Annotated in this window: 25 protein-coding genes; 16 read left to right on the top strand and 9 right to left on the bottom strand. The window is 71.5% G+C overall.

The annotated features are described in order from the left end of the window. Positions 1–28: 28 nt before the first annotated feature. The 3 genes from ABD817_RS07550 to thiO are packed head-to-tail and all read right to left on the bottom strand — an operon-like array spanning position 29 to position 2,289. Positions 29–835: a thiazole synthase gene (locus tag ABD817_RS07550; protein ID WP_344916397.1), complete on the bottom strand. Its 807-nt coding sequence runs from the start codon at positions 833–835 to the stop codon at positions 29–31. A gap of 6 nt (positions 836–841) precedes the next feature. Then, positions 842–1,042 (bottom strand): sulfur carrier protein ThiS, encoded by a 201-nt coding sequence (gene thiS, locus ABD817_RS07545; RefSeq protein ID WP_344916395.1) that lies wholly within the window; start codon positions 1,040–1,042, stop codon positions 842–844. Further along, positions 1,039–2,289: a glycine oxidase ThiO gene (gene thiO / locus ABD817_RS07540; RefSeq protein ID WP_344916393.1), complete on the bottom strand. Its 1,251-nt coding sequence runs from the start codon at positions 2,287–2,289 to the stop codon at positions 1,039–1,041. The genes thiS and thiO overlap by 4 nt, the downstream gene beginning before the upstream one ends. 326 nt (positions 2,290–2,615) lie before the next feature. Between thiO and ABD817_RS07535 the strand changes: the two genes are divergently transcribed. From ABD817_RS07535 to thiE, 3 genes are read left to right on the top strand one after another with little or no spacing between them, the layout of a single operon-like run. Continuing rightward, on the top strand, positions 2,616–3,794 hold the full coding sequence (locus tag ABD817_RS07535) for an NAD(P)/FAD-dependent oxidoreductase (RefSeq protein ID WP_344916391.1): 1,179 nt from the start codon (positions 2,616–2,618) through the stop codon (positions 3,792–3,794). A 50-nt stretch (positions 3,795–3,844) separates the two neighbouring features. After that, positions 3,845–4,219 carry an Rv2175c family DNA-binding protein gene (locus tag ABD817_RS07530; protein WP_344916389.1) on the top strand — a complete coding sequence of 125 codons (375 nt, stop codon included), beginning with the start codon at positions 3,845–3,847 and terminating at the stop codon, positions 4,217–4,219. Beyond that, complete coding sequence (gene thiE, locus ABD817_RS07525; protein WP_344916387.1) at positions 4,197–4,838, top strand: thiamine phosphate synthase; 642 nt, start codon at positions 4,197–4,199, stop codon at positions 4,836–4,838. Before ABD817_RS07530 ends, thiE begins: the two co-directional genes overlap by 23 nt. A gap of 119 nt (positions 4,839–4,957) precedes the next feature. Here the strand turns inward: thiE and ABD817_RS07520 are convergent, their stop codons facing one another. Beyond that, entirely contained in the window at positions 4,958–6,025 is a 1,068-nt protein-coding gene (locus tag ABD817_RS07520) for a polyprenyl synthetase family protein (RefSeq protein WP_344916385.1), read from the bottom strand. A gap of 416 nt (positions 6,026–6,441) precedes the next feature. On the opposite strand from ABD817_RS07520, the gene metF reads away from it, so the two are divergent. Continuing rightward, positions 6,442–7,374, top strand: a complete 933-nt coding sequence (gene metF, locus ABD817_RS07515; RefSeq protein WP_344916383.1) for a methylenetetrahydrofolate reductase [NAD(P)H] — start codon at positions 6,442–6,444, stop codon at positions 7,372–7,374. Between the two features lie 42 nt (positions 7,375–7,416). Here the strand turns inward: metF and ABD817_RS07510 are convergent, their stop codons facing one another. Continuing rightward, positions 7,417–7,965: a GNAT family N-acetyltransferase gene (locus ABD817_RS07510; protein WP_344916381.1), complete on the bottom strand. Its 549-nt coding sequence runs from the start codon at positions 7,963–7,965 to the stop codon at positions 7,417–7,419. 212 nt (positions 7,966–8,177) lie between these two features. Further along, complete coding sequence (locus ABD817_RS07505) at positions 8,178–8,654, bottom strand: YbaK/EbsC family protein (protein ID WP_344916379.1); 477 nt, start codon at positions 8,652–8,654, stop codon at positions 8,178–8,180. Between the two features lie 119 nt (positions 8,655–8,773). Here ABD817_RS07505 and ABD817_RS07500 point away from each other — a divergent pair, with 119 nt between their 5' ends. Together ABD817_RS07500 and ABD817_RS07495 are read left to right on the top strand one after the other, a co-directional pair. Continuing rightward, positions 8,774–9,583, top strand: coding sequence for a L,D-transpeptidase family protein (locus ABD817_RS07500; RefSeq protein WP_344916376.1), 810 nt, complete (start codon positions 8,774–8,776; stop codon positions 9,581–9,583). Positions 9,584–10,030: 447 nt separating this feature from the next. Then, positions 10,031–10,480 (top strand): SAV_6107 family HEPN domain-containing protein, encoded by a 450-nt coding sequence (locus ABD817_RS07495; protein WP_344916374.1) that lies wholly within the window; start codon positions 10,031–10,033, stop codon positions 10,478–10,480. Positions 10,481–10,732: 252 nt separating this feature from the next. On the opposite strand, the gene ABD817_RS07490 is transcribed toward ABD817_RS07495, so the two are convergent. From ABD817_RS07490 to ABD817_RS07480, 3 genes are all read right to left on the bottom strand, one after another. Continuing rightward, positions 10,733–11,863, bottom strand: coding sequence for a PP2C family protein-serine/threonine phosphatase (locus ABD817_RS07490; protein ID WP_344916372.1), 1,131 nt, complete (start codon positions 11,861–11,863; stop codon positions 10,733–10,735). Between the two features lie 217 nt (positions 11,864–12,080). Further along, positions 12,081–12,575 (bottom strand): transcriptional regulator BldD, encoded by a 495-nt coding sequence (bldD, locus tag ABD817_RS07485; protein ID WP_329424589.1) that lies wholly within the window; start codon positions 12,573–12,575, stop codon positions 12,081–12,083. A gap of 643 nt (positions 12,576–13,218) precedes the next feature. Next, positions 13,219–14,463, bottom strand: a complete 1,245-nt coding sequence (locus ABD817_RS07480; RefSeq protein ID WP_344916367.1) for an arginine deiminase — start codon at positions 14,461–14,463, stop codon at positions 13,219–13,221. Positions 14,464–14,747: 284 nt separating this feature from the next. On the opposite strand from ABD817_RS07480, the gene pyrR reads away from it, so the two are divergent. From pyrR to gmk, 10 genes are all read left to right on the top strand, one after another. After that, positions 14,748–15,329: a bifunctional pyr operon transcriptional regulator/uracil phosphoribosyltransferase PyrR gene (gene pyrR, locus ABD817_RS07475; protein WP_344916365.1), complete on the top strand. Its 582-nt coding sequence runs from the start codon at positions 14,748–14,750 to the stop codon at positions 15,327–15,329. Continuing rightward, positions 15,326–16,255 (top strand): aspartate carbamoyltransferase catalytic subunit, encoded by a 930-nt coding sequence (locus ABD817_RS07470; protein ID WP_344916363.1) that lies wholly within the window; start codon positions 15,326–15,328, stop codon positions 16,253–16,255. The genes pyrR and ABD817_RS07470 overlap by 4 nt, the downstream gene beginning before the upstream one ends. Further along, entirely contained in the window at positions 16,255–17,574 is a 1,320-nt protein-coding gene (locus ABD817_RS07465) for a dihydroorotase (protein WP_344916361.1), read from the top strand. The genes ABD817_RS07470 and ABD817_RS07465 overlap by 1 nt, the downstream gene beginning before the upstream one ends. Before the next feature lie 178 nt (positions 17,575–17,752). Continuing rightward, a complete protein-coding gene (gene carA, locus ABD817_RS07460) occupies positions 17,753–18,949 on the top strand; it encodes a glutamine-hydrolyzing carbamoyl-phosphate synthase small subunit (RefSeq protein ID WP_344916358.1) in 1,197 nt (398 codons plus the stop codon). Continuing rightward, positions 18,942–22,238, top strand: a complete 3,297-nt coding sequence (gene carB / locus ABD817_RS07455) for a carbamoyl-phosphate synthase large subunit (RefSeq protein ID WP_344916356.1) — start codon at positions 18,942–18,944, stop codon at positions 22,236–22,238. The genes carA and carB overlap by 8 nt, the downstream gene beginning before the upstream one ends. Positions 22,239–22,288: 50 nt before the next feature. Beyond that, positions 22,289–23,140: a dihydroorotate dehydrogenase electron transfer subunit gene (locus ABD817_RS07450; protein ID WP_344917234.1), complete on the top strand. Its 852-nt coding sequence runs from the start codon at positions 22,289–22,291 to the stop codon at positions 23,138–23,140. Next, complete coding sequence (locus tag ABD817_RS07445; RefSeq protein WP_344916354.1) at positions 23,130–24,104, top strand: dihydroorotate dehydrogenase; 975 nt, start codon at positions 23,130–23,132, stop codon at positions 24,102–24,104. Before ABD817_RS07450 ends, ABD817_RS07445 begins: the two co-directional genes overlap by 11 nt. Then, a complete protein-coding gene (pyrF, locus tag ABD817_RS07440) occupies positions 24,101–24,814 on the top strand; it encodes an orotidine-5'-phosphate decarboxylase (protein ID WP_344916352.1) in 714 nt (237 codons plus the stop codon). Before ABD817_RS07445 ends, pyrF begins: the two co-directional genes overlap by 4 nt. A 515-nt stretch (positions 24,815–25,329) precedes the next feature. Continuing rightward, positions 25,330–25,653 (top strand): integration host factor, actinobacterial type, encoded by a 324-nt coding sequence (gene mihF / locus ABD817_RS07435; protein ID WP_030909986.1) that lies wholly within the window; start codon positions 25,330–25,332, stop codon positions 25,651–25,653. A 194-nt stretch (positions 25,654–25,847) separates the two neighbouring features. After that, the gene (gmk, locus tag ABD817_RS07430; RefSeq protein WP_344917232.1) at positions 25,848–26,420 is read left to right on the top strand and encodes a guanylate kinase; all 573 of its coding nucleotides are present in this window, start codon (positions 25,848–25,850) and stop codon (positions 26,418–26,420) included. Positions 26,421–26,425: the final 5 nt, after the last annotated feature.

The following is a 26,425-nucleotide window of genomic DNA, read 5'->3' as shown; positions in this document are numbered from 1 at the left end:
CAAACCGATGCCGAGACGTGGTGGTTTTCTATCGATGAACCACCGGCGGGCTGTCGATCGAGGGAGAGGAGGCTTCCGCGTAGCGACGCCGGGGTATCCGCCCGGCCATACGCGCGGCCCGGCCCGCGGAGACGGCCGAGCGCATCGCGCGGGCCATCAGGTCAGGACGCTGCGCGCGGGTGACCGCCGTGGCCAGCAGGACCGCGTCGCAGCCCAGTTCCATGGCCAGCGCCGCGTCGCTGGCCGTGCCGATCCCGGCGTCCAGGATCACCGGCACGCTCGCGAACTCCACGATCAGCTCGATGTTGTGCGGGTTGCGGACGCCCAGCCCCGAGCCGATCGGCGCGCCCAGCGGCATCACCGCCGCGCAGCCCGCCTGCTCCAGCCTGCGCGCCAGCACGGGGTCGTCGCCGATGTAGGGCAGCACCGTGAACCCGTCGGCGACCAGCCGCTCGGCCGCGTCGAAGGTCTCGATGGGGTCGGGCAGCAGGGTGCGCTCGTCGGCGATGACCTCCAGCTTGACCCAGTCGGTCTCCAGCGCCTCCCTGGCCAGCCTGGCGGTCAGCACGGCCTCACCGGCGGTGAAGCAGCCCGCGGTGTTCGGCAGCACCTTGATGTCACGCCGGCGCAGCACGTCGAGCACCGAGCCCCGCGCGGCCGGGTCGAGCCGCCGCATCGCGACCGTGGTCAGCTCGGTCCCCGAGGCGGCGAGCGCCTGGTCGAGGACCTCCAGGGACGGGGCGCCCCCGGTGCCCATGATGAGGCGGGAGGAGAACTTCTCCCCGCCGATGATGAGATCGTCCGCCATATCCGTTGTATTCGCCATGTCCGTCATCGCCGGTCAACCTCCCTGAACCGCGGTGAGCACCTCGACGCGGTCGGCCTCCGCGAGCGCCGTAGACTCCCAGGCGCCGCGCGACACGACCTCGTCGTTCACCGCGACGGCCACCCCGCTCCGCACGCCGGTCAGCCGCTGCACGGCCTGCGCGACGGTCGCCCCCGGGGGAAACTCGTGCGCGGTCCCGTTGATGGTCACGTTCATCGGTACTCCCGCGGTGTGTGCTCCCGCAGGCGGTCCTCCCGCGGCGGGGGTTCCCGGACATCGTGTCCCCGGGGGTCGTGCTCCCGGGAGCGGTCTCCCGGGGGGCGGTGTTCTCCGGGATCGCCCTCGCGGAAGCGGAGGGGGGAACAGATCGCGGAGAGCCCCGGGTCGGGCTCACCCGTCCCGCCCACGCAGAGGTCGGCGGTGAGCGGCGCGAGCAGCACCCCGCCCCGGTGGTGCCCGGTGGCCAGGTGGAGGCCGGGGACGACCGTGGGGCCGATCAGCGGCAGGTTGTCCGGGGTGCCGGGACGCAGTCCCGCGGCCACCTCGGCCACCTCCAGCTCGGTCACCCCGGGGACGAGCTCCCGCGCGTCGCGCAGCAGCTCCCACAGCCCTCCGGCGGTGACGCGGGTGTCGAAGCCCATCTCCTCCTGGGTGGCGCCGAGGACCACCTCGCCGTCGCCGCGCGGCACCAGGTAGACGTGCGAGCCGTGGACCACCCCGCGCACGCACCGCCGCAGGATCGGCGCCGGGGAGCGCAGCCGCATGATCTGGCCCTTGACCGGCCGTACCGGGGGCAGCGCCTCGGGGGGCACCCCCTCCAGGGAGCCCGACCAGGCCCCGGCGGCGAGGATCACCAGGTCGGCCCCGAGGGTCTCGCCGGTCGGCAGGCGTACCCCGGTGGCCCTTGCCGAGGTCGTGAGCAGCTCGGCCGCGCGGGCGCGCACCAGGACGCCGCCCGCGTGCCCCAGGGCCGCCAGGAGCGCCGAGGTGACCCTCCGGGGGTCCACCCAGGCGTCGCCGCCCGCCAGCAGGCCGCCACGGACGGCGGGGGCGAGCATGGGCTCCAGGCGGCGGCACTCGCGGCCGGTGAGCCGTTCGGCGGGCAGTCCCAGCTTGGCGGTGAAGGCGGCGAGGTCGTCCAGCGCGGCCAGGTCGTCCGTGCCGAAGGCGACGTCGAGCGTGCCGTCGGCGCGGTGGTCGAGGTCGTGCCCGCTCGCCTCCGCCAGCTCGGCGGCGAAGGCGGGCCAGCGCTCCAGGGAGGCCAGGCCCAGCCGCAGCAGCGGCTCCTCGGTGTAGGTGACCTCGCTGACCGGGGCCAGCATGCCCGCCGCCGCGTGCGAGGCGCCGGAGGCCGGCGCGGGGTCGGCCACCGCCACCCTCAGGCCCCGGCGGGCGGCGCGCCAGGCCACCGACAGGCCGATCACGCCCCCGCCGACGACGAGGAGATCGAAATGATCCGCCATACGTGCTCCGCTCCCTTCGCCGGCATGACCCGGATCAGGTTCGTGGCGGTCGAGGGCTCGCTCGCGGCCGTTTCCGGACCTCGCGCGCCCGTGCCGTGCCGGACCGCGCCCCAGGGCGCGTCTCCTCGCACATCACCGGCTCGCAGGGGTCCTTCCCCGCCGCAGCCCTCCTCTCAGCCCGGTGCGTTCCGGGCTCCCGCGCGTCTTCCTCCCCCACCCTAAGGGTTCGGGCAACACGCTTAGCGCGCTGGATGTGAGGTAAATCCCGTTTTCGTTATCAACGACCGTTGGTAGGAGTACGGGGTTCCCGCTTATGGTCGGGAAGTGTGAATCATGTCGTGGTGGTTGGCGCCGGCCTGGCCGGCGTACGCAGCGTCGAGGCGTTACGGGCCCGTGGGTTCGGCGGCGGGATCACCCTGATCGGAGAGGAGCGGCACCGGCCCTACGACCGCCCGCCCCTGTCCAAGGGGGTGCTGCTCGGCGAGACCGACTCCACGGTCGTCGACTCCGACCTCGACGCCCTTGAGGTCGACTTCCGCGCGGGCGTGTCCGCCAAGGGACTCCACCCCGGCGTGGTCGAGACCACCGAGGGCGAACTGGCCTACGACGGCCTGGTCGTCGCCACCGGCGCCCGCCCGATCAGGCTGCGCGGAGACGGCCCCCAGCACGTGGTGCGCACCATCGACGACGCGCTGCGGCTGCGTTCCCTGCTCAGCGAGGGGACCAGGGTCGCCGTCATCGGCGCGGGCTGGATCGGCGCCGAGGTGGCCACCGCCGCCCGCAGGGCGGGCTGCGCCGTGACCGTCGTCGAGGCCGCCGCCACCCCGCTGGCCGCCGCGCTCGGCCGGGTCGGCGCGTACACCGCCCCCTGGTACGCCGAGGCGGGCGTCGACCTGCGCCTGGGCACCATGGTCGCCTCCGTCGAGCACGGGGGGCTCACCCTGGCCGACGGCTCCGCGCTGGAGGCCGACGTGGTCGTCACCGGCGTGGGCGTGCGGCCCGCGACCGAGTGGCTGGCCGGGTCCGGCATCAGGCTCGACAACGGCGTGGTCACCGACGAGCACCTGCGCACCTCGCTGCCCGACGTGGTCGCGGTGGGCGACTGCGCGGCCTGGTGGTCGCGCCGCTACGGCGTCCGCCTCCGCGTCGAGCACTGGGACACCGCCCTGGGCGCCCCGGACGTCGCCGTGGCCACGCTTCTCGGCGACGCCGCCGTCTACGACCCGGTTCCCTACTTCTGGTCCGAGCAGTTCGGTCACATGGTCCAGTACGCCGGCCACCACGACGGCGCCCGCCCGATCCGGCGCGGCGACCCGGAGGCCGAGGGAAAGCCCAGGTGGGCGGTGTGCTGGATGACCGAGGACGACCGGCTCGCCGCGGTGCTCTCGGTCAACCGCCCCCGTGACCTGGTCCAGGGGCGCCGCCTCATCGAGGGCGGGCAGCGCCTTGACGTCGATCGCCTCACCGACCCTGCGATAGCGTTGCGCGATTGTACGGTGGCGTAACCTCGCCGCCAGGTGTTTGGCGAAGGGCTCGATGTGGTAGTGGTGGATTCGTGACGCTTTCTGTTGCGCAGATCGACCGGGAAACCGACCAGCTGGTGGGCGAGTGGCTCACCCTGACCGAGGTGGCCAGAAGGCTCAACCTGAGCGCCGGTCGCGCCAAGCAACTTCTCAAGGACCGCAAGCTCATCGGAGTGCGGAGGGGCGGCGGCGAGCCGCAGGTCCCCGCCGCGTTCCTCGCCGAGGCCGACGTCGTCAAGGGCCTCCCGGGCACCCTCACGGTGCTGCTGGACGCCGGATACGACGACGTCGAGTCCCTGCGCTGGCTCTTCACCCCCGACGACACGCTGCCGGGCTCACCGGTGGACGCGATCGTGGCGGGCCGCCACACCGAGGTGAAGAGACGTGCCCAGGCCCTCGGTTTCTGACGCCCGCCTGTACCTCTGTACGGACGGGCGTCGTGACCGGGGAGACCTCGCGGACTTCCTCGACGCCGCCCTGGCGGGCGGGGTCGACATCGTGCAGCTGCGCGAGAAGGGTCTTGAGGCGCGCGAGGAGCTCGATCTCCTCGCCGTCTTCCGCGAGGCCTGCGACCGGCACGGCACCCTCCTGGCCGTGAACGACAGGGCCGACATCGCCTACGCGGTCCGTCCCGACGTGCTCCACCTCGGCCAGGACGATCTTCCGGTGCGGGTCGCGCGCGACCTGCTCGGCGACGACATCCTCATCGGGCGTTCCACTCACGCCCCCGAGGAGGCGTCCGCCGCGGCCGTCGAGCCCGGTGTCGACTACTTCTGCTGCGGCCCGATCTGGCCGACGCCCACCAAGCCCGGCAGGTCCGCCCCGGGCCCCGGCCTGCTCAGGCACGCCGCGGCCCTGGAGACCGACCGGCCCTGGTTCGGCATCGGCGGCATCGACCTCGCCAACCTGGACGAGGTCATGGCGTACGGCGTGCGCCGGGTCGTGGTCGTGCGGGCGATCACCGAGGCCGACGATCCCAAGGCGGCGGCCGGGGAGTTCAAGCGGAGGCTGGCCGCCCCCGCCTGAAGACCCCGCCCGAAGCCTCTCCGCCCGGCGAGGACCGCGTCCCCGGCCGGGCGGGCCGTGCCGTTCGCCGCCCCGCCCCGACCCGTCGTGGGCCGGGCCGGTGCGCGCCGGGCGCGCGGTCAGGTCCGCCGGGAGGTGGCGGCCACCGCGAGGTCGGCCAGCGCCGCGCGGGCCTCGGGGATGATCGGGGCGCCCTCCAGCGAGCCGAGGGCGTTCTCCAGATATCCCTTGATCAGGTCCTCGCACGCCACGAGGGCCCCCGTCTCCTCGATGATCCCGCGCAGCCGGTCGACCCCGGCCTCGTCCAGGTCCGGGTCGCCGAGGGTGGTGCGCACCACCTGGGCCTGGGACTCCGAGGCCACCGCGAGCGTGCGGGCGATGAGCATCGTCCGCTTGCCCTCGCGAAGATCGTCGCCTGCCGGTTTGCCGGTCTCGCCCGGATCGCCGAACACGCCGAGGATGTCGTCGCGCAACTGGAAGGCGATGCCCACGGACTGCCCGTACTCCTCGCAGAGCCGGTCGATCCAGGGCTCCCTGCCCCGGGCGGCCAGCACCAGGCCGAGCCTGAGCGGCTGCTCCACGGAATACTTGCCGCTCTTGAAGAGGGCGACCCGCAGGGCGCTGTCGAAGGTGCCCTCGCCGTGCGCCTGCTCCAGCAGGTCGAAGTACTGCCCGCACATCAGCTCGGTGCGCATGTCGTCGTGGACCTTCTGCGCCGCCGCCAGCGAGGCGGCCGGCAGGCCGCTGTTGCGCCACATCTCACCGGACCAGATGAGCATCAGGTTGCCCAGCAGGATGGCGGCCCCCTCGCCGAACTGCTCGGCCGAGCCGTGCCAGCCCGCCTTCCTGTGCAGCTCCTCGAACCTGCGGTGCGCCGAGGGCATGCCCCGGCGCAGGTCGCTGGCGTCCATCACGTCGTCGTGCACCAGGGCGCTGGCCTGGAGCAGCTCCAGCGAGGCCGCGGCGGAGAAGAGCGCGGGATCGTCGTCCCCGCCCGCGCCGCGCCAGCCCCAGTAGCAGAAGGCGGGTCGCAGCCGCTTGCCGCCCGCGAGGAAGTCCTCGGCCGCGGAGACGAGCGGCGCCAGCTCCGGAGCGCTGACCTGCGGGCGCTGCCGTTCGACGAAACGCCGAAGAGAACGATCGACCTCGGACCGGATCGTGTCCAGCGCGGCTGCAGAAGTGATCATCGAATACCTCCAGTGTGGAGACCCTGGGCTTCAGCTCTGGGGGGGAGACGCGGTACGGCGCCGTACGTCCCGGCGGCGTGACCGGCGGTGATGACACCCCGACCACCGTACGCATGATCGACAAAATCCTCTCCGCCGGTCCGGCGGAGAGGTGGAACGCCTGGGCGGCCGATGTAGGGCACGACACCTCCGGGTTCCTTGCGACTGGCGATGAGGCAGGAAACCCAATCTATGAAAATCGGAATCCCCCGGCTTCGACGGCGGGAGGAGGTCAGGTAATGAGATTAACGGTCCAAGGGGACATTTCGATCTAGAGGGATGGTTGTTTTATCCGCTAATTGTGACAAGTCCGTTCCACGGGCGGCGGACATGATCTGATCGGGCGCCCGAGCGGCCGGGCAAGTATCCTTGACTCCATGGCTCTGGGTCGCGCATCTGTCCTCCCTGATCGTGTCGCCACCGTCCGCGAGCTCCTCGCCGCCGGTGCCCGCTCGTTCTCCTTCGAGTTCTCCCCCCCGAAGACCGACGAGGGGGAGCGTCAGCTCTGGCGCGCCGTCCGCGAGCTGGAGTCCCTGCACCCCACCTTCGTGTCCGTCACCTACGGCGCCGGCGGCAGCACCCGCGACCGCACGGTCGACATCGTCGAGCGGCTCGCCCACGAGACCACGCTCACCCCGGTGGCCCACTTCACCGCGGTCAACCACTCCATCCGCGAGCTGCGCCACCTGGTCGGCCGCTTCGCGGGAGCGGGGGTGCGCAACATCCTCGCCGTGCGGGGCGACCCGCCCGGCGACGTGACGGGCGAGTGGGTGCGCCACCCCGAGGGCGTCCTGTACGCCGAGGAGCTGGTCCGGCTCATCCGCCAGTCCGGCGACTTCTGCGTGGGCGTGGCCGCCTTCCCGTACAAGCACCCCAGGTCGGCCTCGATCGAGGCCGACACCGAGTACTTCGTGCGCAAGTGCCGCGCGGGTGCCGACTACGCGATCACCCAGATGTTCTTCCGCGCCGACGACTACCTGCGGCTGCGCGACCGGGTGGCCGCCGCCGGCTGTGACACCCCGATCATCCCCGGCATCATGCCCGTCACGCAGATGAGCACCATCGCCAGGTCCGAGCAGCTCTCCGGCGCGCCGTTCCCGCCGGAGGTGGCCGAGAGGTTCGCGGCCGTCGCCGACGACCCGGCCGCGGTGCGCGCCCTCGGCATCGAGCACGCCGCCGAGCTCTGCCAGACCCTGCTCGACGAGGGCGCCCCCGGCATCCACTTCATCACCTTCAACCGCTCCAGCGCGACCCGCGAGGTCTTCCAGGCCCTCGACCACACGTCGAAGATCACCTCGCTGCCGGTCTGACGCCGCCGGGCCCGGCCCGCCACGGGCCGGGTCCGCCGGGGCTCAGCCGCCCAGCGGCAGAGGGGTCCCGAGGATCGCGTAGCGCTCGTGCCCGCCGGGGAAGACGAACTGCGTGAGCAGGTCCACGAAGCCGATGCTCCGATAGAGGTGCCGGGCCGCGGTGGGCTGGTCGCGGGTCGACAGCACGGCGGTGCGCTCAAGGCGGCCCGCGCACAAGCCCGTGATCATCGCCCGGCCGATGCCCTTGCCCTGGTAGTCGGGGTGGACGTGGATCTCGGCGAGCTCCAGCGCGTCGCCCAGCCAGGCGTGGGCGCCGCCCTCGCCGTGCGTGTCCGCCAGGGCCCGCCTGACCACGTCGTGCCACCACTGGCCGGGAACCCCGTGGAAGCCGTAGGCGATGCCCACCGGGGTGCCGTCGGGGAGCTCGGCGAACAGGCAGGTGAAGGCGGGGTGGGTGGCGTGGTTTCCCATGATGAGCCTGCGGCCGGAGATCTGGTCGACCGGCGGGTGCATCGCCTCGGTGTAGACGCCGAGGACCGCGTCCAGCCGGAGCGTGAACTCGTCGGGGCCGATCCGTCGCAGTCCGATCACGCGTCGCACCCTAGCAGGGCGGGCGTGACGCGGGTCACCGCGTGGCGGGGGAGCGCTGTCCGGCGCTCACCAGGAGGTTTTCCCGCCGCCCCCGCCCGCCTCCGGGCCGGGCCGCGGAGGGCCCGACCGGCTCCCCGAGGCCGCCGGGAGCCGTACGAGCCCCGTACGGGGTCGTAGGCGGGGCAGGGGTGCTCGGAGGCCGTGGAAGGCCGTCACTCGACCTCGACGGGGAGCCCGCCGGTGATGCGGACGAGCTCGTCGAAGGAGGTCGGGAAGACGGTGTGCGGGTGGCCGGCGGCGGCCCAGACGACCTCGTGCTTGCCCAGCCAGGTGTCGACCAGGGTCCTGACCGGGGCGGGGTGGCCGATCGGGGCGACGCCGCCGATGACCTGGCCGGTGGCCGCCCGTACGAAGGCGGGGTCGGCGCGCCGCACCCTCTCTGCGCCGGCCGTCCTGGCGATCAGGTCGGTGTCGACGCGGTGGGCGCCGCTGGTGAGCACCAGGAGCGGCTCGCCGTCGGCGTCGAATATCAGGCTGTTGGCGATGGCGCCGACCTCGCAGCCGAGCTGCGCGGCCGCGGTGGCGGCGGTCGGGGTGGCCTCCGCGAAGACGACGATCTCGCCGGGGACGCCGTGCTCGCGCAGGACGGCGGCGACCTTCTCGATGTTCGGATGCAACTTTTCTGGCACCCGGCCACTCTAAACAGATTGACCGTTGAGTGCCGCTTTATAACCGGCGGCCTGCACGGGGAAACCGTGCGCTATGGTCCCTTGACCCGATCCATAGTGATATGAGGAGTTGATTGAAAGTGAGGGTTGGACAGCGCCTGGGAGCGGCCGCGCTGATGACGGCGGGAGCCGTGCTCCTCTCTTCAGCGGGCATGACCCTTCCCGTCGGCGCCGCCGCGGCCCGGACCTCGGCTTCCCCGGTCGTCACGGCCGTCACAGCCGGGGCGACGGTGGCGGCTCCGTTCGCCGCCCCGGGCAGGACGCTCAAACTCGGCGCGAAGGGCGCCACGGTGAAGGTGCTCCAGACCCGGCTGGCCGCGCTCGGTTACGCCCCCGGCAGGATCGACGGCCGCTACGGCGGGGCGACCCTGGCGGCGGTCTGGGCCTTCCAGAAGGTCAACGGCATCACGCCGACCAGCACCGTGGCACGCCGGACCTGGGACGCCCTGGAGGTCCCGGTGGCGCCGAAGGTGCTCGTCCCCAACGGCAAGCCGACCCGGGTGGAGGTCAACCTCGCCAAGCAGGTGATGGTCCTCTACGTCAACGGGGTGGCGAAACTGGTCAGCCACACCTCCTCCGGCAGCGGGATCGCCTACTGCGAGACGGCGACCTGGGAGGGCAGGGCCCAGCGGTTCTGCGGCGACGCCCGCACGCCGACGGGCGACTACAAGACCACCTGGCGCAGGGACGGCTGGCACAAGTCCTACCTGGGCCAGCTCTACAACCCGATCTTCTTCAACGGGGGCATCGCCTTCCACGGCGCGCTCTCGGTGCCACTGGCGCCCGCCTCCCACGGGTGCGTACGGCTGCCGATGCACGTGGCGGAGGTCCTTCCCGGCCTGCTCGGTACGGGGGTGCCGGTGCACGTCCGAGGCAGGTTCGTCCGATAGGGCGGCGGAGCGGCCGAGCCGGCGGGTGACCCCGCCGGTCGTGAGAAGGGCCCCGGGAGACGGCGATCTCCCGGGGCCCTTTCACGTGCCGTCACGCGCCCGGAGCGTGTGTCACATGCCTGATGTGTATGACACGCGTCCGATGCGCGTGGCACGTGCCGGGATGCGTCAGATGCCGGAAGATCGAACTTTTGTTCGTCGTTTTACTTGACAGTATTAGTGATCGAATTTATGTTCGATGTGATGACACGGGGCTCGCGGCTCGTGTTCCAAGGGCGGCCGATCGGGCCCACGTCGTCGGCGGAGACGATCGGGCCAGGTCAGGACGGGCGGGGAGAGGGGAAGCTCCTCGTCCGGCCGTCCGGTGGATTTGTCGGTGGGGTCTGCGAGTGTGACACCACCGGCGAAAACGCCGGAGCCGCTTGCGACCAAGGAGGCTGAAGCGATATGACCCCTCGGCTCAGCGATTCCGGTGGGCCCCGGTTGTCCCCCACGGTGCGGGCGCACCTCACAGACGCGCGCGACTGCCTCGAAGAGGCCGCCGCCGCCCGGACCTCCGCCGCGCGTTACGTCGCGGCCCACCTCGCCGCGCTCAGGGCGGCCGCCGCCGTCCTGGCGGCCCGTCCCCGTCCCATGGAGGGCCGCAGGAGGCGCAGGCTGCGCAGCGCCTGGGAGATGCTGCCCGAGGCCGAGCCCCGCCTGGCCGAGTGGGCCCCCTACTTCGAGACGAGCGCGGCCAAGCGGGCCGCCGCCGAGGCGGGCCTGACCCGCACGGTGTCCTCGCGAGACGCCGAGGAGCTCGTCTCCGAGGCGGAGCGTTTCGTCACCACCGTGGAGAAGCTGCTCGGCGTGCCGAGCCAGCCCCTGCTCCCCGGCGAGATCCCCCTAGCCGGTTAGAGCCGGAGCGGCCTCCCACCCGGGGTCGCCGCCCGAGCTCACCGGCGCCGTCCCCGCACGTCCCGTGTCCCCCGGTCCCGCCGGCGGGCACAGGGCGTGCGGGGACGTTTTCGTGTCCCCGTCCTTCAGTCCACCGGTTCCTCGCGCCGTCGTTCTGTCACGCCACCGTTCCTCGCGCCACGGACGCCACGGTTCCTCGCGCCGTGATCTTCGCGCCGTCGTTTTCGCGCCGTCGTTTTTCGCGCTCCGGACTCACGCCGCCGTGGAGCTCTGGCGGGCGGCACGGTGGCGCAGCAGGAGCATCGCGGCGTCGTCGCCCAGCGGCCTGCCCACGTGGCCGAGCAGATCGGCGCGGAGGGCGTCCAGCGAGCCCTGGGGGTCGTCGCCGTCCAGCAGGTGCGCCCGCTCCAGCAGCGGATAGAACTCGCCCGTGTCGTCGCGCGCCTCGATGACCCCGTCGGTGTAGAAGAGGACCTGGTCGCCCGGCTCGAACGGGATGTGGTGCGGCCGGGGCTCGCTGGCCTTGAGGGCGCTCATGCCCAGCGGGAGCGCCTCGTCCGGCGGGTCGGCGAACCAGATCCCGTCGTCGGCGTCGAGCACCATGGGCGCCGGGTGGCCGCAGTTGATGACGGTGATGGTGGAACCACCGCTGATCTCGGCCAGTACGGCGGTCACGAACTGCTCACCGGACAGCTCGCGGGCCAGGGCGTTCTCCAGACGCGCCACGACGCCCTGCAGCGTTCTCTCGTCGTGCGCCGCCTCACGGAAGGCCCCGAGCACGACCGCGGCCGTCTCCACGGCCTCCAGGCCCTTGCCCTGGACGTCTCCCACGATGATCCGGACCCCGTGCGGGGTGGTGACGACCTCGTACAGGTCGCCGCCGATCCTGGCCTCGGCCGTGGCGGAGGTGTACGAGACGGCCACGCCGATGCCGGGTCCCGCGCGACGGGGCACCGGGCGCAGCAGCACCCGCTGGGCGGCCTCGGCCACCGAGCGCACGTCGGCGAGCTGGTGTTCGTGGCGCAGCCGCCCGGCGCTGGCCAGCACGCTGGCCACGGTGACGCCGAGGATGGCGAGGAGGGTGATGTCGGTGCGGGGCATCCAGAGGATGTCGTTGTAGACGCCGAGCGCGAGGCACAGCACCAGGGCGACGACACCGACCACCGTGGTGCGGGCGAGGCCGCACGCCACGCTGGCGAAGGCGGGGCCGAGGGCGAGCAGCGGCAGGAGGCCGGAGGTGGGGCCCGAGCCGAAGTCGATCAGGGCCACCACGGCCATGACGACGAACGGCAGGAGTTTCAGGGTGTCCTGCGTCTTGGTGGTGCCGATCGAGGTCAGCAGCCCCAGGAAGGCGCGTGTCCTGGTCGATCCCAGCGACGCCATGACGGCGCGGAGACGGCTTTTCGGGCTCGGTCGAGAGTGATCAAGCCGATCATCCCCCGAGGCCATGTCCACCACATCTCGCTAAACGCATGTTTGCCTTTTCCTACCACAACGGCTGTAGCCCGGGGCGGGACGAGACGCACGTTTCTGCTGAGAGCAAGATTATCTGCGGGGTGGGCACGCCGGTTCCGGCGCACCCACGACCGGTCAGGGGTCGTCAGAAGGACTCGACGGCTCGGCGAGCCTCCGGGTCCAGGACACCCCAGCTGATGAGCTCCTCGGTGAGCTCACTGGGGGACTTGTCGTATATCACGGCGAGGGAGCGGAGGTCCTCCTGGCGGATGGACAGCACCTTGCCGTTGTAGTCGCCACGCTGGCTCTGGATGGTGGCCGCGTAGCGGGCGAGCGCGCCTGCCTTCTCCTTGGGGAGCTGGGCAAGACGCTCAAGGTCGATCACAAGCTTCGGTGTCGGGCCGAGGGGGCTCGGAGCGGCCCCTCCCGGCAGCAATTCCGAGACCGGCACCCCGTAGAAATCAGCCAGTTCGGCAAGCTTCTGCACGGTGACAGCACGGTCGCCACGCTCGTAGGAGCCGACGACGACCGCCTTCCAGCGCCCACGGGACTTCTCTTCGACTCCGTGCAGGGACAGGCCCTGCTGGGTGCGAATGGCGCGGAGTCGTGCACCCAGCGACTTGGCGTACTCAGACGGCATGGTGTGGCCCCCCGGCTCTGTTATGTAGTGCTCTCAACTTGATTGTGCTACCTCGCAACTTATGCCCAGTTCACCGGGTTGGTGCCTGGGGTAGGCACCTTCGGTGACCGGTGCGTCAGGGTTCACCCGATAACGCCACGAGGTGTGGTTACGGACAGTGACGGTAAAGCTGTGGGCGCCTAAGGTCAAGCTGATTGGAAAAAAGATGTCGAATCCGGTCCGGTGGGGTCCGCCTCAAACGCCACGCTTGTCCTACTTGGGATCGCGAAACCTCCGGTTTTTTCGGGACTTTCGCCGGATTCCCGCATCTTCTGGAGGATGTCCGGGCGGTGGCGTCACCGGGCGCGGCGACGGGCGTATGATCTTGAACGACACGTCGGCGGGAAATACCCGGTGCGACGGTCCCGTCCGGCCGGAGACGGGGATCGGCGGTGTTCCCACATGTCCCCGTATGCCCCTATGTGCCCTTGTGTGCCCCTGTGTACCTCGTGTGCCGCCCGGAGCCCGCGAGCGCCGTCCCGACCCGCGTCTCCGGCGTCTTAAGGCGTATACGCACGCCCGGTGATCCGGGCCGGGGACACGTTCCTCACGGCCGGGCCCTCCGCGCAGGCTCCCGGAGGACCCGGGCTCCCTGGGGAAGGGCTCAGATGCCGTCGCGTTCGAGCGGGCAGCTCATGCAGCGCGGGCCGCCCCGGCCCCGACCGAGCTCGCTGCCCCGGATCGTGATGACCTCGATCCCGTTCTCGCGCAGGTGGTTGTTGGTGGTCGTGTTGCGCTCGTAGGCCACCACCACGCCGGGACGCAGGGCCAGCACGTTGCAGCCGTCATCCCACTGTTCCCGCTCGGAGGCGTACACGTCCTGCGTCGGGGTGAGGACCTTGATGTCGTCCAGCCCGATCGCCCGCGCGATGGCCCGGTGCATGTCCTCGGGGGGATGGTCGGTGATCTTGAGTTCCTTCTCGTTGTCGCCGGGCTCGACCGTGTAGGAGGGCAGCATGCCCAGCCCCGCGAACTTGGTGAAGACGCCGACGTCCACGTTGGTCATGACCGTGTCCAGGTGCATGAAGGCCCGCGCCTTCGGCATGTCCAGCGCGACGATCCTCGTCGCCGCCCCCCGCTTGAACAGGCTCCGCGCGAGCATCTCGACCGCCTGGGGCTGGGTGCGCTCGCTGATCCCCACCAGCACCGCGCCCCGGCCGATGACGAGCACGTCGCCGCCCTCGATGGTGGCGGGCGCCGCGGGGGTCCCGGGCATCCAGACGTTGTAGCCGCCCTCGTCCGGCCGGTCGTAGCCGGGCGCGAAGACCGGGTGGTAGCGGTAGATCGCCTCCATGTTGACGGTCTCGCGGCGGCGGGCCTTCTTCTTCATCGCGTTGATCGAGACGCCGTCGTAGATCCAGCAGGAGGTGTCGCGGGTGAACAGGTGGTTGGGCAGCGGGGGCAGCACGAAGTCGTCCGGCCTGAGCGTGTGGAAGGCGAGGCTCTTGGGGTCGGTGCCCATGTCCACCAGCTCGCGCTTGGTGATGCCCCCGGTGAGATAGCGCTTGAGCGTGACGGAGTCCATCGCGTCGAGCGCGTTGCGGACGGCGTCGACGGCCATCGGGCCGAAGTAGCGCTCGTCGGCGATGCCGTCCAGGATGTGCCTGCGCGCCTCGGGGATCTCGACCGTCTCGTGGAGCAGGTCGGAGAGCATGTGGACGGTGACGCCCTGGTCGACCAGGAGCCTCTGCCACTCCTCGTGCTCCTCCACGGCGCGCTGCACCCACAGCACGTCGTCGAAGAGGAAGTCGTCCTTGTTCGACGGGGTGAGCCGTTTCAGGGCGAGTTCGGGCCTGTGCAGCAGGACCTGGCGGAGCCGGCCGACCTCGGAGTCGACGTGAAAGGCCATTTCTCTTCCTTCGCGGCTGGTGGCGGGCCCACCGGGACGGCTGCGCCCGGGGCGTGGTCGTCATGCTTCGCCGTGGTGCGGATGTGAGGCGCATACCCGGAAGACCAAGGGGAAGTCAGCGAAGATCGTGATATTCATGCACTTTCGAGAAGGTTACCGGGGTGGATCCGCGGTGTTCGCGGAGCTGACCCCCTCTTCGGGTGAACCGTCACCCGGCTGGTACCTTGAAGTCGTTGACTTCCTTTAAGACCCGTCCCGTGAGGCGGGAAAGGTGGTGTTCCTCCTTGGCCGAGGCCAATTCGCGTGCGCTACCGCATGCGCAGGGCGGCGCCCACGCCGTCCTTGAGCAGTCCGACATCAACCGGGCTCTGATCCGCATCTCCCACGAGATCCTTGAGCGGACCAAGGGCGGCGAGAACGTCGTCCTCCTGGGCATTCCCACCCGCGGCGTCCACCTGGCCCGCCGCCTGGCCGCCCACATCAAGCAGTTCGAGGGCCGCACGGTCCCCGTCGGCTCCCTCGACGTCACGATGTACCGCGACGACCTCCGGCTGCGCCCCGCCCGCGCGCTGGGCCGCACCGAGCTGCCCGCCGACGGCATCGACGGCAGGGTGGTCGTCCTCGTCGACGACGTCCTCTACTCGGGCCGCACCGTCCGCGCCGCCCTCGACGCCCTCAACGACCTGGGCCGCCCGCAGGCCGTGCAGCTCGCCGCCCTGGTCGACCGGGGCCACCGCGAGCTGCCCATCCGCCCCGACTACGTGGGCAAGAACCTGCCGACCTCCAAGTCCGAGAGCGTCAAGGTCTACCTGGAGGAGAACGACGGCAGCGACGCCGTCCTGCTGCTGAAGGAGGACGACCGGTGAAACGGCACCTGATCTCCGCGGCCGACCTGACCCGCGACGACGCCCTGCTCATCCTGGACACCGCCGACGAACTGGCGAAGATCTCGGAACGTTCCATCAAGAAGCTCCCCACCCTGCGGGGCCGCACGGTGGTGAACCTCTTCTTCGAGGACTCCACCCGGACCAGGATCTCCTTCGAGGCCGCCGCCAAGCGCCTGTCGGCCGACGTCATCAACTTCTCCGCCAAGGGTTCCAGCGTCTCCAAGGGCGAGTCGCTCAAGGACACCGCGCTCACCCTGGAGGCGATGGGCGCCGACGCCGTCGTCATCCGCCACAGCGCCTCGGGCGCGCCGCACCGGCTGGCCGGCTGGGTGCGCGGCAGCGTCGTCAACGCCGGCGACGGCACCCACGAGCACCCCACCCAGGCCCTGCTCGACGCCTTCACCATGCGCCGCCGCCTGGGCCCGCTGGACGGCAGGAAGGTCACCATCGTCGGCGACGTGCTGCACAGCCGGGTGGCCCGCTCCAACGTGCTGCTGCTGGCCACGCTCGGCGCCGAGGTGACCCTGGTCGCCCCGCCGACCCTGTTCCCGGTCCAGGTCGGCTCCTGGCCGTGCGAGGTCTCGTACGACCTCGACGCGGTGCTGCCCAAGTCCGACGTGGTGATGATGCTGCGCGTGCAGCGCGAGCGCATGAACGCGGCGTTCTTCCCCACCGAGCGGGAGTACAGCCGCCGCTACGGGCTCGACCGCGACCGCGTCGCCAAGATGCCCGACCACGCCATCGTGATGCACCCCGGCCCGATGAACCGGGGCATGGAGATCGCGGCCGAGGTGGCCGACTCGCCGCGCTCGACGATCGTCGAGCAGGTCGCCAACGGGGTGACCGCACGCATGGCCGTCCTGTACCTGCTGCTTGGCGGCGCCGACCTCCGGGGAGAGATCTGATGAACGACCGCATCGGGGCCACGCGTGACGGCATCGTCATCAGGGGCGCCAGGATCCTCGGCGGCGACCCGGCCGACATCCTGATCCGCGACGGCCTCCTGGTGGAGATCGGCCAGGGGCTGACCGGCGGGGAGACCGTCGAGGCCGAGGGGCTGATCGCCCTGCCCGGCCTGGTCGACCTGCACACCCACCTGCGCGAGCCGGGCCGCGAGGACGCCGAGACCGTCGCCACCGGCACCCGCGCCGCCGCCCTCGGCGGCTACACCGCCGTGCACGCCATGGCCAACACCGAGCCGGTCGCCGACACCGCGGGCGTCGTCGAGCAGGTCTGGCGCCTGGGCCAGGAGGCGGGCCACTGCGACGTGCGGCCCGTCGGCGCCGTCACCGTCGGCCTGGGCGGCGAGCGCCTCGCCGAACTCGGCGCGATGGCCGACTCCGCCGCGCGGGTCCGGGTCTTCTCCGACGACGGCAAGTGCGTCTCCGACGCGGTGCTCATGCGCCGCGCCCTGGAGTACGTCAAGGCGTTCGACGGCGTCGTCGCCCAGCACGCCCAGGAGCCGCGCCTGACCGAGGGCGCGCAGATGAACGAGGGCGCGGTCTCGGGGCGGCTCGGCCTGACCGGGTGGCCCGCGGTCGCCGAGGAGGCGATCATCGCCCGCGACTGCCTGCTCGCCGCTCACGTCGGCTCGCGCCTGCACGTCTGCCACGTCTCCACGGCCGGTTCCGTGGAGATCATCCGCTGGGCCAAGTCCAAGGGCTGGGACGTCACCGCCGAGGTGACCCCGCACCACCTGCTCCTCACCGACGACCTGGTCGAGGACTCCCCGGTCGGCTCCTACAACCCGATCTACAAGGTGAACCCGCCGCTGCGCACCCGCGCGGACGTCGAGGCGCTGCGCGAGGCCCTGGCCGACGGCACGATCGACTGCGTGGCCACCGACCACGCCCCGCACCCGGTCGAGGACAAGGAGACCGAGTGGGCCGCCGCCGCGATGGGCATGATCGGCCTGGAGACGGCGCTGGCCGTGGTCCAGGAGGCGATGGTCGACACGGGCCTGCTCGACTGGGCCGGTGTCGCCGAGCGCATGTCCCTCGCCCCGGCCAGGATCGGCAGGCTCCAGGACCACGGGCGGCCGATCGAGGCCGGGGCCCCGGCCAACATCACCCTCTACGACCCGTCGGTGCGTGCCGAGGTCGACCCGTCGGGCTACGCTTCCAGGAGCCGCAACACGCCCTACCAGGGCCTGACCCTGCCCGGCCGCGTCGTCGCGACCTTCCTGCGCGGCAGGCCGACCGTCCTGGACGGAAAGCTCACGTGAGGATCCTCCTCCGACGCGCCCGGCGCGCCCGGCCGGCCGCCGCGCGGACCGCGTCGGATACCTTCTCCTTTCCCTCCCCGGGACGCGGGGGCGTCCCGTCCGGCGAGGGGACGGCGACCCAACGTGCCGGATATTTCATACTTTGCGGAGCTGTAACCGAGATGATCGGGGTGTGTGAGTGACCGCAGTGCTAGTGCTGGAAGACGGACGCGTCTTCCACGGGACCCCTTACGGCGCCGAGGGCGAGACCTTCGGCGAGATGGTCTTCAACACCGGGATGACCGGCTACCAGGAGACGCTGACCGACCCGTCGTACCACCGCCAGATCGTCGCGATGACCGCGCCCCACATCGGGAACACCGGGGTCAACGACGAGGATCCGGAGTCGTCGCGGGTGTGGGTGGCCGGATACGTGGTCCGCGAGCCCGCCCGGACGGCCTCCAACTGGCGATCCACCCGTTCCCTGGACGACTACCTCAGGGAGCAGGGCGTCGTCGGCATCGCCATCACCGGCACCCGCGCCCTCACCCGCCACCTGCGGGAGCGGGGGGCGATGCGGGCCGGGGTCTTCTCCGGCAAGGCCCTGGCGCCGGTCGAGGAGCTGCTGGAGCGGGTGCTCGGCAGCCCCGCGATGGAGGGCGCCGACCTGGCCGGGGAGGTCTCCACCCCGAAGCCGTACGTCGTGCCCGCGATCGGTCCCAGGCGCTTCACCGTGGCCGCCGTCGATCTCGGCATCAAGGCGATGACGCCGCACCGGATGGCCGAGCGCGGCTGCGAGGTGCACGTGCTGCCCGCCTCCGTCACCGCCGAGGAGATCCTCGCGCTCGGCCCCGACGGGGTGTTCTTCTCCAACGGCCCCGGCGACCCCGCCACCGCGGACGGCCCGGTCAAGGCGCTTCGCGGCGTCCTCGACGCGGGTGTCCCCTTCTTCGGCATCTGCTTCGGCAACCAGCTCTTCGGGCGGGCGCTGGGGCTGGGCACCTACAAGCTGCGCTACGGCCACCGCGGCGTCAACCAGCCGGTGCAGCACCGCGGCACCGGCAAGGTGGAGATCTCCGCGCACAACCACGGCTTCGCGGTGCGCGCGCCGCTGGAGGGCGTGTTCGACACGCCGTACGGACCGGCGGAGGTCAGCCACGTCAACCTCAACGACGACTGCGTCGAGGGGCTGCGGCTGCTGGACCGCCCCGCGTTCAGCGTCCAGTACCACCCCGAGGCCGCGGCGGGCCCGCACGACTCGGCCGGCCTGTTCGACGACTTCTGCGCGTTGATGGCGGGCGGGCGGGGAACGGTCAGCGAGGTGAGCGCTAACACGGGCGCGGCCCCGGGCGGAGCGACCATGAGTACGAGCACGGAGGGAAGCAAGGGTGCCTAAGCGCACGGACATCCAGTCGATCATGGTGATCGGCTCAGGGCCGATCGTGATCGGCCAGGCCTGCGAGTTCGACTACTCGGGCACCCAGGCCTGCCGCGTGCTGCGTGCCGAGGGCTTCCGCGTGATCCTCGTCAACAGCAACCCGGCGACCATCATGACCGACCCCGAGTTCGCGGACGCCACCTACGTCGAGCCCATCACCCCCGACATCGTCGAGAAGATCATCGCCAAGGAGCGGCCCGACGCGCTGCTGCCCACCCTGGGCGGGCAGACCGCGCTGAACACCGCGATCTCCCTGTACGAGGCCGGGGTCCTGGAGCGCTACGAGGTCGAGCTGATCGGCGCCGACGTCGACGCCATCCAGGCGGGCGAGAACCGCGAGCTGTTCAAGGGCATCGTGGCCAAGGTCGCCGCCGAACGCGGCCTCAACGCCGAGTCGGCGCGCTCGTTCGTCTGCCACACCATGGACGAGTGCGTGGCCGCCGCGGGCGAGCTGGGCTACCCGCTGGTGGTGCGGCCCTCCTTCACCATGGGCGGGGTCGGCTCGGGCTTCGCGCACGACGAGGAGGGGCTGCGCCGCATCGCCGGGGCGGGCCTCGACGCCTCGCCGACCACCGAGGTGCTCCTGGAGGAGTCCATCCTCGGCTGGAAGGAGTACGAACTGGAGGTCATGCGCGACCGGGCCGACAACGTGGTGATCGTCTGCTCGATCGAGAACATCGACCCGATGGGCGTGCACACCGGCGACAGCGTCACCGTGGCCCCCGCGCTGACGCTGACCGACCGCGAATACCAGAACATGCGCGACGTGGCCATCGCGGTCATCCGCGAGGTCGGCGTCGACACCGGCGGCTGCAACATCCAGTTCGCCGTCGACCCGCGTACCGGCCGCATGGTCGTCATCGAGATGAACCCCCGCGTCTCGCGCTCCTCGGCGCTCGCGTCCAAGGCCACCGGCTTCCCGATCGCGAAGATCGCCGCCAAGCTGGCCATCGGCTACACCCTGGACGAGATCCCCAACGACATCACGAAGGAGACCCCGGCGTCGTTCGAGCCCTCGCTCGACTACGTCGTGGTCAAGGTGCCGAGGTTCGCGTTCGAGAAGTTCACCGGGGCCGACCGGACCCTCACCACCCACATGAAGTCGGTGGGCGAGGCGATGGCGATCGGCCGGTCCTTCCCGGAGGCCCTGCAGAAGGCCCTGCGCTCGCTGGAGAAGAAGGGCGCCTCCTTCAGCTGGGCGGGGGAGCCGGGCGACAGGGACGAGCTCCTGGCCGCCTGCCGCGTCCCGCACGACGGGCGGCTGTTCACCATGCAGCAGGCCATCCGCGCCGGGGCCACGATCGAAGAGCTGTCGCGGGCCACCTCCGTCGACCCGTGGTTCCTCGACCAGCTCATCGCGATCGACGAGGTGGCCACCGAACTGCGCGAGGCGCCGCAGCTGACCGCGGAGATGCTGATCCGGGTCAAGCGGTACGGCTTCAGCGACGCGCAGATCGCCGAGCTGCGCGGCATGACCGAGCCGAGGGTGCGCGACCTGCGCCACGCGCTCGGCGTCCGGCCGGTCTACAACACCGTCGACACCTGCGCCGCCGAGTTCGCCGCCCAGACCCCCTACCTGTACTCCACCTACGACGAGGAGACCGAGGTCCCCCACGGGGAGCGTCCCAAGGTCCTCATCCTCGGGTCGGGGCCCAACAGGATCGGCCAGGGCATCGAGTTCGACTACGCGTGCGTGCACGCCTCCTTCGAGCTGTCGGCGGCCGGATACGAGACCGTCATGATCAACTGCAACCCCGAGACGGTCTCCACCGACTACGACACCTCCGACCGCCTCTACTTCGAGCCGCTCACCCTGGAGGACGTCCTGGAGGTCGTCCACGCCGAGCAGCAGACCGGCCCCGTGGTGGGCGTCATCGTCCAGCTCGGCGGCCAGACCCCGCTCGGCCTGGCCCAGTCGCTCAAGGACGCCGGGGTCCCGATCGTCGGCACCTCGCCCGAGTCGATCCACCTCGCCGAGGAGCGCGGCGCGTTCGGCAGGGTCCTCGCCGAGGCGGGCCTGCCCGCGCCCAAACACGGCGTCGCGGTGACGGAGGACGAGGCGCTGGCCATCGCCGCCGAGATCGGCTACCCGGTGCTGGTGCGCCCCTCCTACGTGCTGGGCGGCGCCGGGATGGCCATCGTCTACGACGACGACACCCTGATCTCCTACATGGCCAAGGCGGGCGCGGCCAGCGACCACCCGGTGCTGGTGGACAAGTTCCTCGACGAGGCCGTGGAGATCGACGTCGACGCCCTGTTCGACGGCGAGGAACTCTACCTCGGCGGCGTGATGGAGCACATCGAGGAGGCCGGGATCCACTCCGGCGACTCGGCGTGCTCGCTGCCGCCGATGACGCTGGGCGGCTACGACATCAAGCGCATCCGCGCCGCCACCGAGGCCATCGCCAGGGGAGTGGGCGTACGCGGCCTGCTCAACGTGCAGTACGCCATGTCGGCCAACATCCTGTACGTCCTGGAGGCCAACCCCCGCGCCAGCCGTACGGTCCCGTTCGTCTCCAAGGCCACGGCGGTGCCGCTGGCCAAGGCGGCGGCCAGGGTGATGATGGGCGCCACGGTGGCCGGGCTGCGCGCCGAGGGCCTGCTGCCCGCGACCGGCGACGGCGGCACCATGCCGCTGGACGCGCCCATCGCGGTCAAGGAGGCCGTGCTGCCGTTCAACCGGTTCCGCGGCGTGGACATCGTGCTCAGCCCCGAGATGCGCTCCACCGGCGAGGTCATGGGCATCGACGAGTTCTTCGGCACCGCCTACGCCAAGTCGCAGGCCGCCGCGTACGGCTCGCTGCCCACCAAGGGCCGGGCGTTCGTCTCGGTGGCCAACCGCGACAAACGCGCCATGATCTTCCCGGTCAAGGCCCTCGCCGACCTCGGTTTCGAGATCCTCGCCACCGAGGGCACCGCCGAAGTACTGCGCCGCAACGGCGTCCATGCCAAGATCGTGCGCAAGCACAGCGAGGGGACCGGCCCCGAGGGCGAACAGACCATCGTCCGGCGCATCCTGGACGGGGAGGTGGACCTCATCGTCAACACCCCCTTCGGCAGTCCCGGCCAGTCGGGGCCGCGCCTGGACGGCTACGAGATCCGTACCGCCGCGGTGCTGCGCGCCATCCCCTGCATCACCACCGTCCAGGGGCTCGCCGCGGCCGTACAGGGCATCCAGGCGATCGTCCGCGGCGACATCGGCGTACGGTCCCTCCAGGAGCACGCGAAGCGTTTGCGGAGCGGCTGAGGAGCGGGGCCGGTGCCTGAGCGGAGGTGAGGGAGACGCCTGTTACCCCGGTGCAGGTGACCGGCACGGTGCTGACGACGCGCCGCGTCGACGCCTATCATGCGCTGACCGTGGTGGCGCCCGGCATCGCCGAGCGCTTCCGGCCCGGTCACTTCGTCGGGGTGGCCGTCGGCGGGGCGCGGACGTCGATGCTGACGCGCCGCGCCTTCTTCGTGCACGACGTCAAGCCCGACTACGGGGGCACGGTCGAGTTCGTCTTCTCCGTACGGGGTCCCGGCACGGCCTGGCTGGCCGAGCGCCGCGCCCGCGACACCCTCGACCTGGTGGGCCCGCTCGGCCGCCCGTTCCCGCTGCCCAGGGACCCGGTGACCTGCGTCCTGGTCGGTGCAGAACACGGCTCGGCGACGCTGTTCACCGTGGCCGACGCCCTCCAGGGGCGCGGCTGCCGCGTCGACTTCGTCCTCGGCGCGACCTCCGCCGACCGGGTGTTCGGCGCCCTGCGGGCCAGGAGGATGGGGGAGACCACCACGCTGACCACCGAGGACGGCTCCCTGGGCATGCGCGGCCGGGTGACCGACGTGCTGCCCGGAGTGATCGCCGACGTGCGGGCCGACGCCGTCTACGCCTGCGGCCCGATGCCGGTGCTGCGCGGCGTCACCGCGGTGGCGGTCGAGTTCGACATCCCCGTCCAGGTGGCCGTCGAGGAGGGGATGGCGTGCGGGATCGGCGTGTGCATGACGTGCGTGCTGCCGGTCATCGGGGACGACGGTGTAACCCGGATGGTCCGCTCGTGCGTCGAAGGACCGGTCTTCAGGGGCGAGCGCGTCCGCTTCGACGACGTCGGCACGATCCCGTTCGACGCGCTGGGAGCACCCGGTGGGGGAACGCGGAATGCCGGTTGACATGCGGACGTACCTGGGGCACGTGGAGCTGGTCAACCCCGTCACCACGGCCGCCGGATGCGCGGCGTCGGGTTCCGAGCTCGCCCAGTTCTTCGACCTGTCCAGGATCGGCGCGCTGACCACCCGGTCGATCACGATGGCCCCCAGGGCGGGCCGGCCGACCCCCAGGATGGCCGAGACGCCCTCGGGCATGCTTAACGCCGTCGGGCTCCAGGGGCCGGGCGTGGACGCCTTCCTGGAGCGCGAGCTGCCCTGGCTGTCCCAGCGGGGCGTGCGGACCGTGGTGTCCATCGGCGGCGGCACCGTGGCCGAGTACACCGCGCTGGCCCGCAGGCTCACCGACGCTCCCGGCGTCACCGCCGTGGAGGTCAACCTGTCCTGCCCCAACATCGAGGACCGCGGCCGGGTCTTCGCCCGCGACGGCGCGGCCTCCGCCGAGGTGATCGCCTCGGTGCGCTCGGTCATGCGCTACGACGTGCCCGTGGTGGCCAAGCTCTCCCCGGACGTCGTGGACATCGTGAGCGTCGCCCGCGCGTGCGTGGACGGAGGCGCCGACGCCCTCTCGATGATCAACAACCCGCTCGGCATGAGCATCGACACCGAAGCCATGCGGCCCGCCCTCGCTGCGGTCACCGGAGGACTCTCGGGACCGGCCATCCGGCCCCTGGCCGTACGCTGCGTGTGGCAGGTCCACGCGGCCCTGCCCAGCGTGCCCATCATCGGCATGGGCGGCGTGCTGACCGGCAGGGACGCCTTCGAGCTCATCCTCGCCGGCGCCTGCGTCGTCGCCGTGGGGACGGCGCTGTTCCACGACCCCTACGCCTGCCTGCGCATCCTCCGCGAGCTGGAGGAGCTCCTGGCGGCCCGGGGGTTCCACCGGCTGGCCGACGCGGTCGGGCTGGCCCACCGCCCGCCGGGGGCGTCCACCCGGCACCGGATAGATCTTGAGGAGAGTTCCCTGTGAGGCCCGCACCCATCGCCGTCGCCCTGGACGCGCCAGACCTTGAGACCGCGGCCCACTGGGCGAGCCTGGTGACCCCGCACGTCACCACCGTCAAGGTCGGGCTGGAACTCTACCTCCGCTACGGCCCCGACGTGATCGCCTCCGTCCGAGGGGCGAGCGGAGTGCGGGTCTTCCTCGACCTGAAGCTCCACGACATCCCCAACACCGTCGCGGGCGCCGCCAGGGCCGTGGCCCGGCTCAAGCCCGCCATCCTGACCGTCCACGCCGCCGGCGGCCCCGCGATGATCCGGGCGGCCGTGGAGGCCGTGCCCAACACCCAGATCGCGGCGGTGACGCTGCTCACCTCGCTCTCGGAGGCCGACCTGGAGCGGGTGGGCATCGACGGCCCCTCGGAGGACGCCGTACGCCGCCTGTCGGCGCTCGCCGTCGCCGCGGGCGCCCAGGCCCTCGTCTGCTCGCCGCGCGAGGTCGCCGCGGTGCGCGCCGAGGTCGGTCCCGGCATCACCCTCATCACCCCCGGTGTCCGCCCCGCCGGCGCCGCGAGCCAGGACCAGGCAAGAGTAGCGACTCCCGAGCAGGCGCTGGCCGACGGAGCCGACCTCCTCGTGATCGGCCGCCCGATCACCGGCTCCGCCGACCCCGGCGCGACGGCCGCGGGCATCGCCGCCGCCCTCCGGCGCGTCTCCGCCGCCACGGGGCACCAGGTGTGACCCGCGGCCCGGGGGATGTGCCGGGCGTCGGGGTGTGGCGCGGTCCGGGGAGTGCGCGGGACGTGGTCCGGGGATCGCGCCGGGTGCCGTGTGCCGCGTGTGGAGCGGTCCGGGGAATGCGCCGGGCGTCGCGCGGCACGCGGTCCGAGACGTGGTCCGGGACACGGTCCGGGAGGTCGTCCGGTGCCGCGCGGGGCGTGTCCCCGGAACCGCCGGGCGTCGCGAGGGCCGGGGCGCGGAGAGCGCCGGGCGTCGCGTGGCGGGTAACGCCGGGAACCACCCGGTTCCGGGTGTGGGAAGGCGCGGAAGACTGCCGGGCGTCGCGGGTGAGACAACCCCTGAAAACTCGGCGCTGAGAGCAGTTTTGTCAACGTAGAGCGACGCGATGATCACACAAAGTCACGAAGTAGATTTTCTAGGGGGATAAAGTGGCCTTGACGTTGCTTGAAGCGCCATGACCAGCTAGTTTCCCTTCCCGTCCGAGTACATCGACAGGAAATTCGAGGTGACCCGGCGTGGCTCTTCCTCCCCTTACCCCTGAGCAGCGCGCCGCAGCCCTAGAGAAGGCTGCCAAGGCCCGCCGAGAGCGTGCCGAGGTGAAGAACCGCCTGAAGCACGGTGCGGTCTCTCTGGCTGAGGTGCTCAAAGACGGGCAGGCCGACGACGTCATCGGCAAGATGAAGGTTTCGGCCCTTCTCGAGTCGCTTCCCGGCGTGGGCAAGGTCCGCGCCAAGCAGCTCATGGAGCGGCTTGGAATCGCAGAGTCCCGCCGCGTGCGGGGCCTGGGTACGAACCAGCGAGCTTCGCTCGAGCGTGAGTTCGGCGGGGCCGAGAGCTAATCTCGGTTCATACGACCACGCTCGCCCCGCATGGGGGACGGCATCACGGGGGGTTTGGAGTGACCGGAACGTCGTGGTCCGACGAGAGTCGGACTCCGGAGGCAACCGCCGAGGGCGGAGCCGGTCGCTCCACATCCTCGGCCGGAAGTCCGGAGGGGGCGCGAGCCTTCCCCGGGCTCCCGGCCGGTAAGCGCCTGACGGTCCTGTCCGGGCCGTCGGGCGTCGGCAAGTCCACGGTCGTCGCCGAGCTTCGGCGGGCACACCCGGAGGTGTGGCTGTCGGTCTCGGTGACCACCAGGAAGCCCCGTCCGGGGGAGACCCACGGCGTCGAGTACTTCTTCGCCGACGACGAGGAGTTCGACCGCCTCGCCGCCTCGGGCGAGCTGCTGGAATGGGCCGAGTTCGCCGGCAACCGGTACGGAACCCCGCGCGGCCCCGTGATCGAGAAGCTCGAGGCCGGGGTGCCCACGCTGCTGGAGATCGACCTCCAGGGCGCCAGGCAGGTCCGCGCGACCATGCCCGAGGCCCTGCTGGTCTTCCTCGCCCCCCCGACCTGGGGGGAGCTGGAGAAGCGCCTGCGCGGCCGGGGCACCGAGCCCGAGGACGTCATCGCCCGCCGCCTGGCGGCCGGCCGGATCGAGATGGCGGCCGAGCAGGAGTTCGACCTGACCCTCGTCAACACGTCCGTCCAGGGCGTATGCCATCGGCTGATAGCCTTATTGGCTGATGCTCCCGAGGATTCGAGCCTCGGACGTTCACCTAGCTAGGGGAA

It is taken from the genome of Streptosporangium oxazolinicum, from assembly GCF_039537505.1.
Classification (GTDB): domain Bacteria; phylum Actinomycetota; class Actinomycetes; order Streptosporangiales; family Streptosporangiaceae; genus Streptosporangium; species Streptosporangium oxazolinicum.
This window is presented reverse-complemented; position numbering and strand designations above follow the sequence as displayed.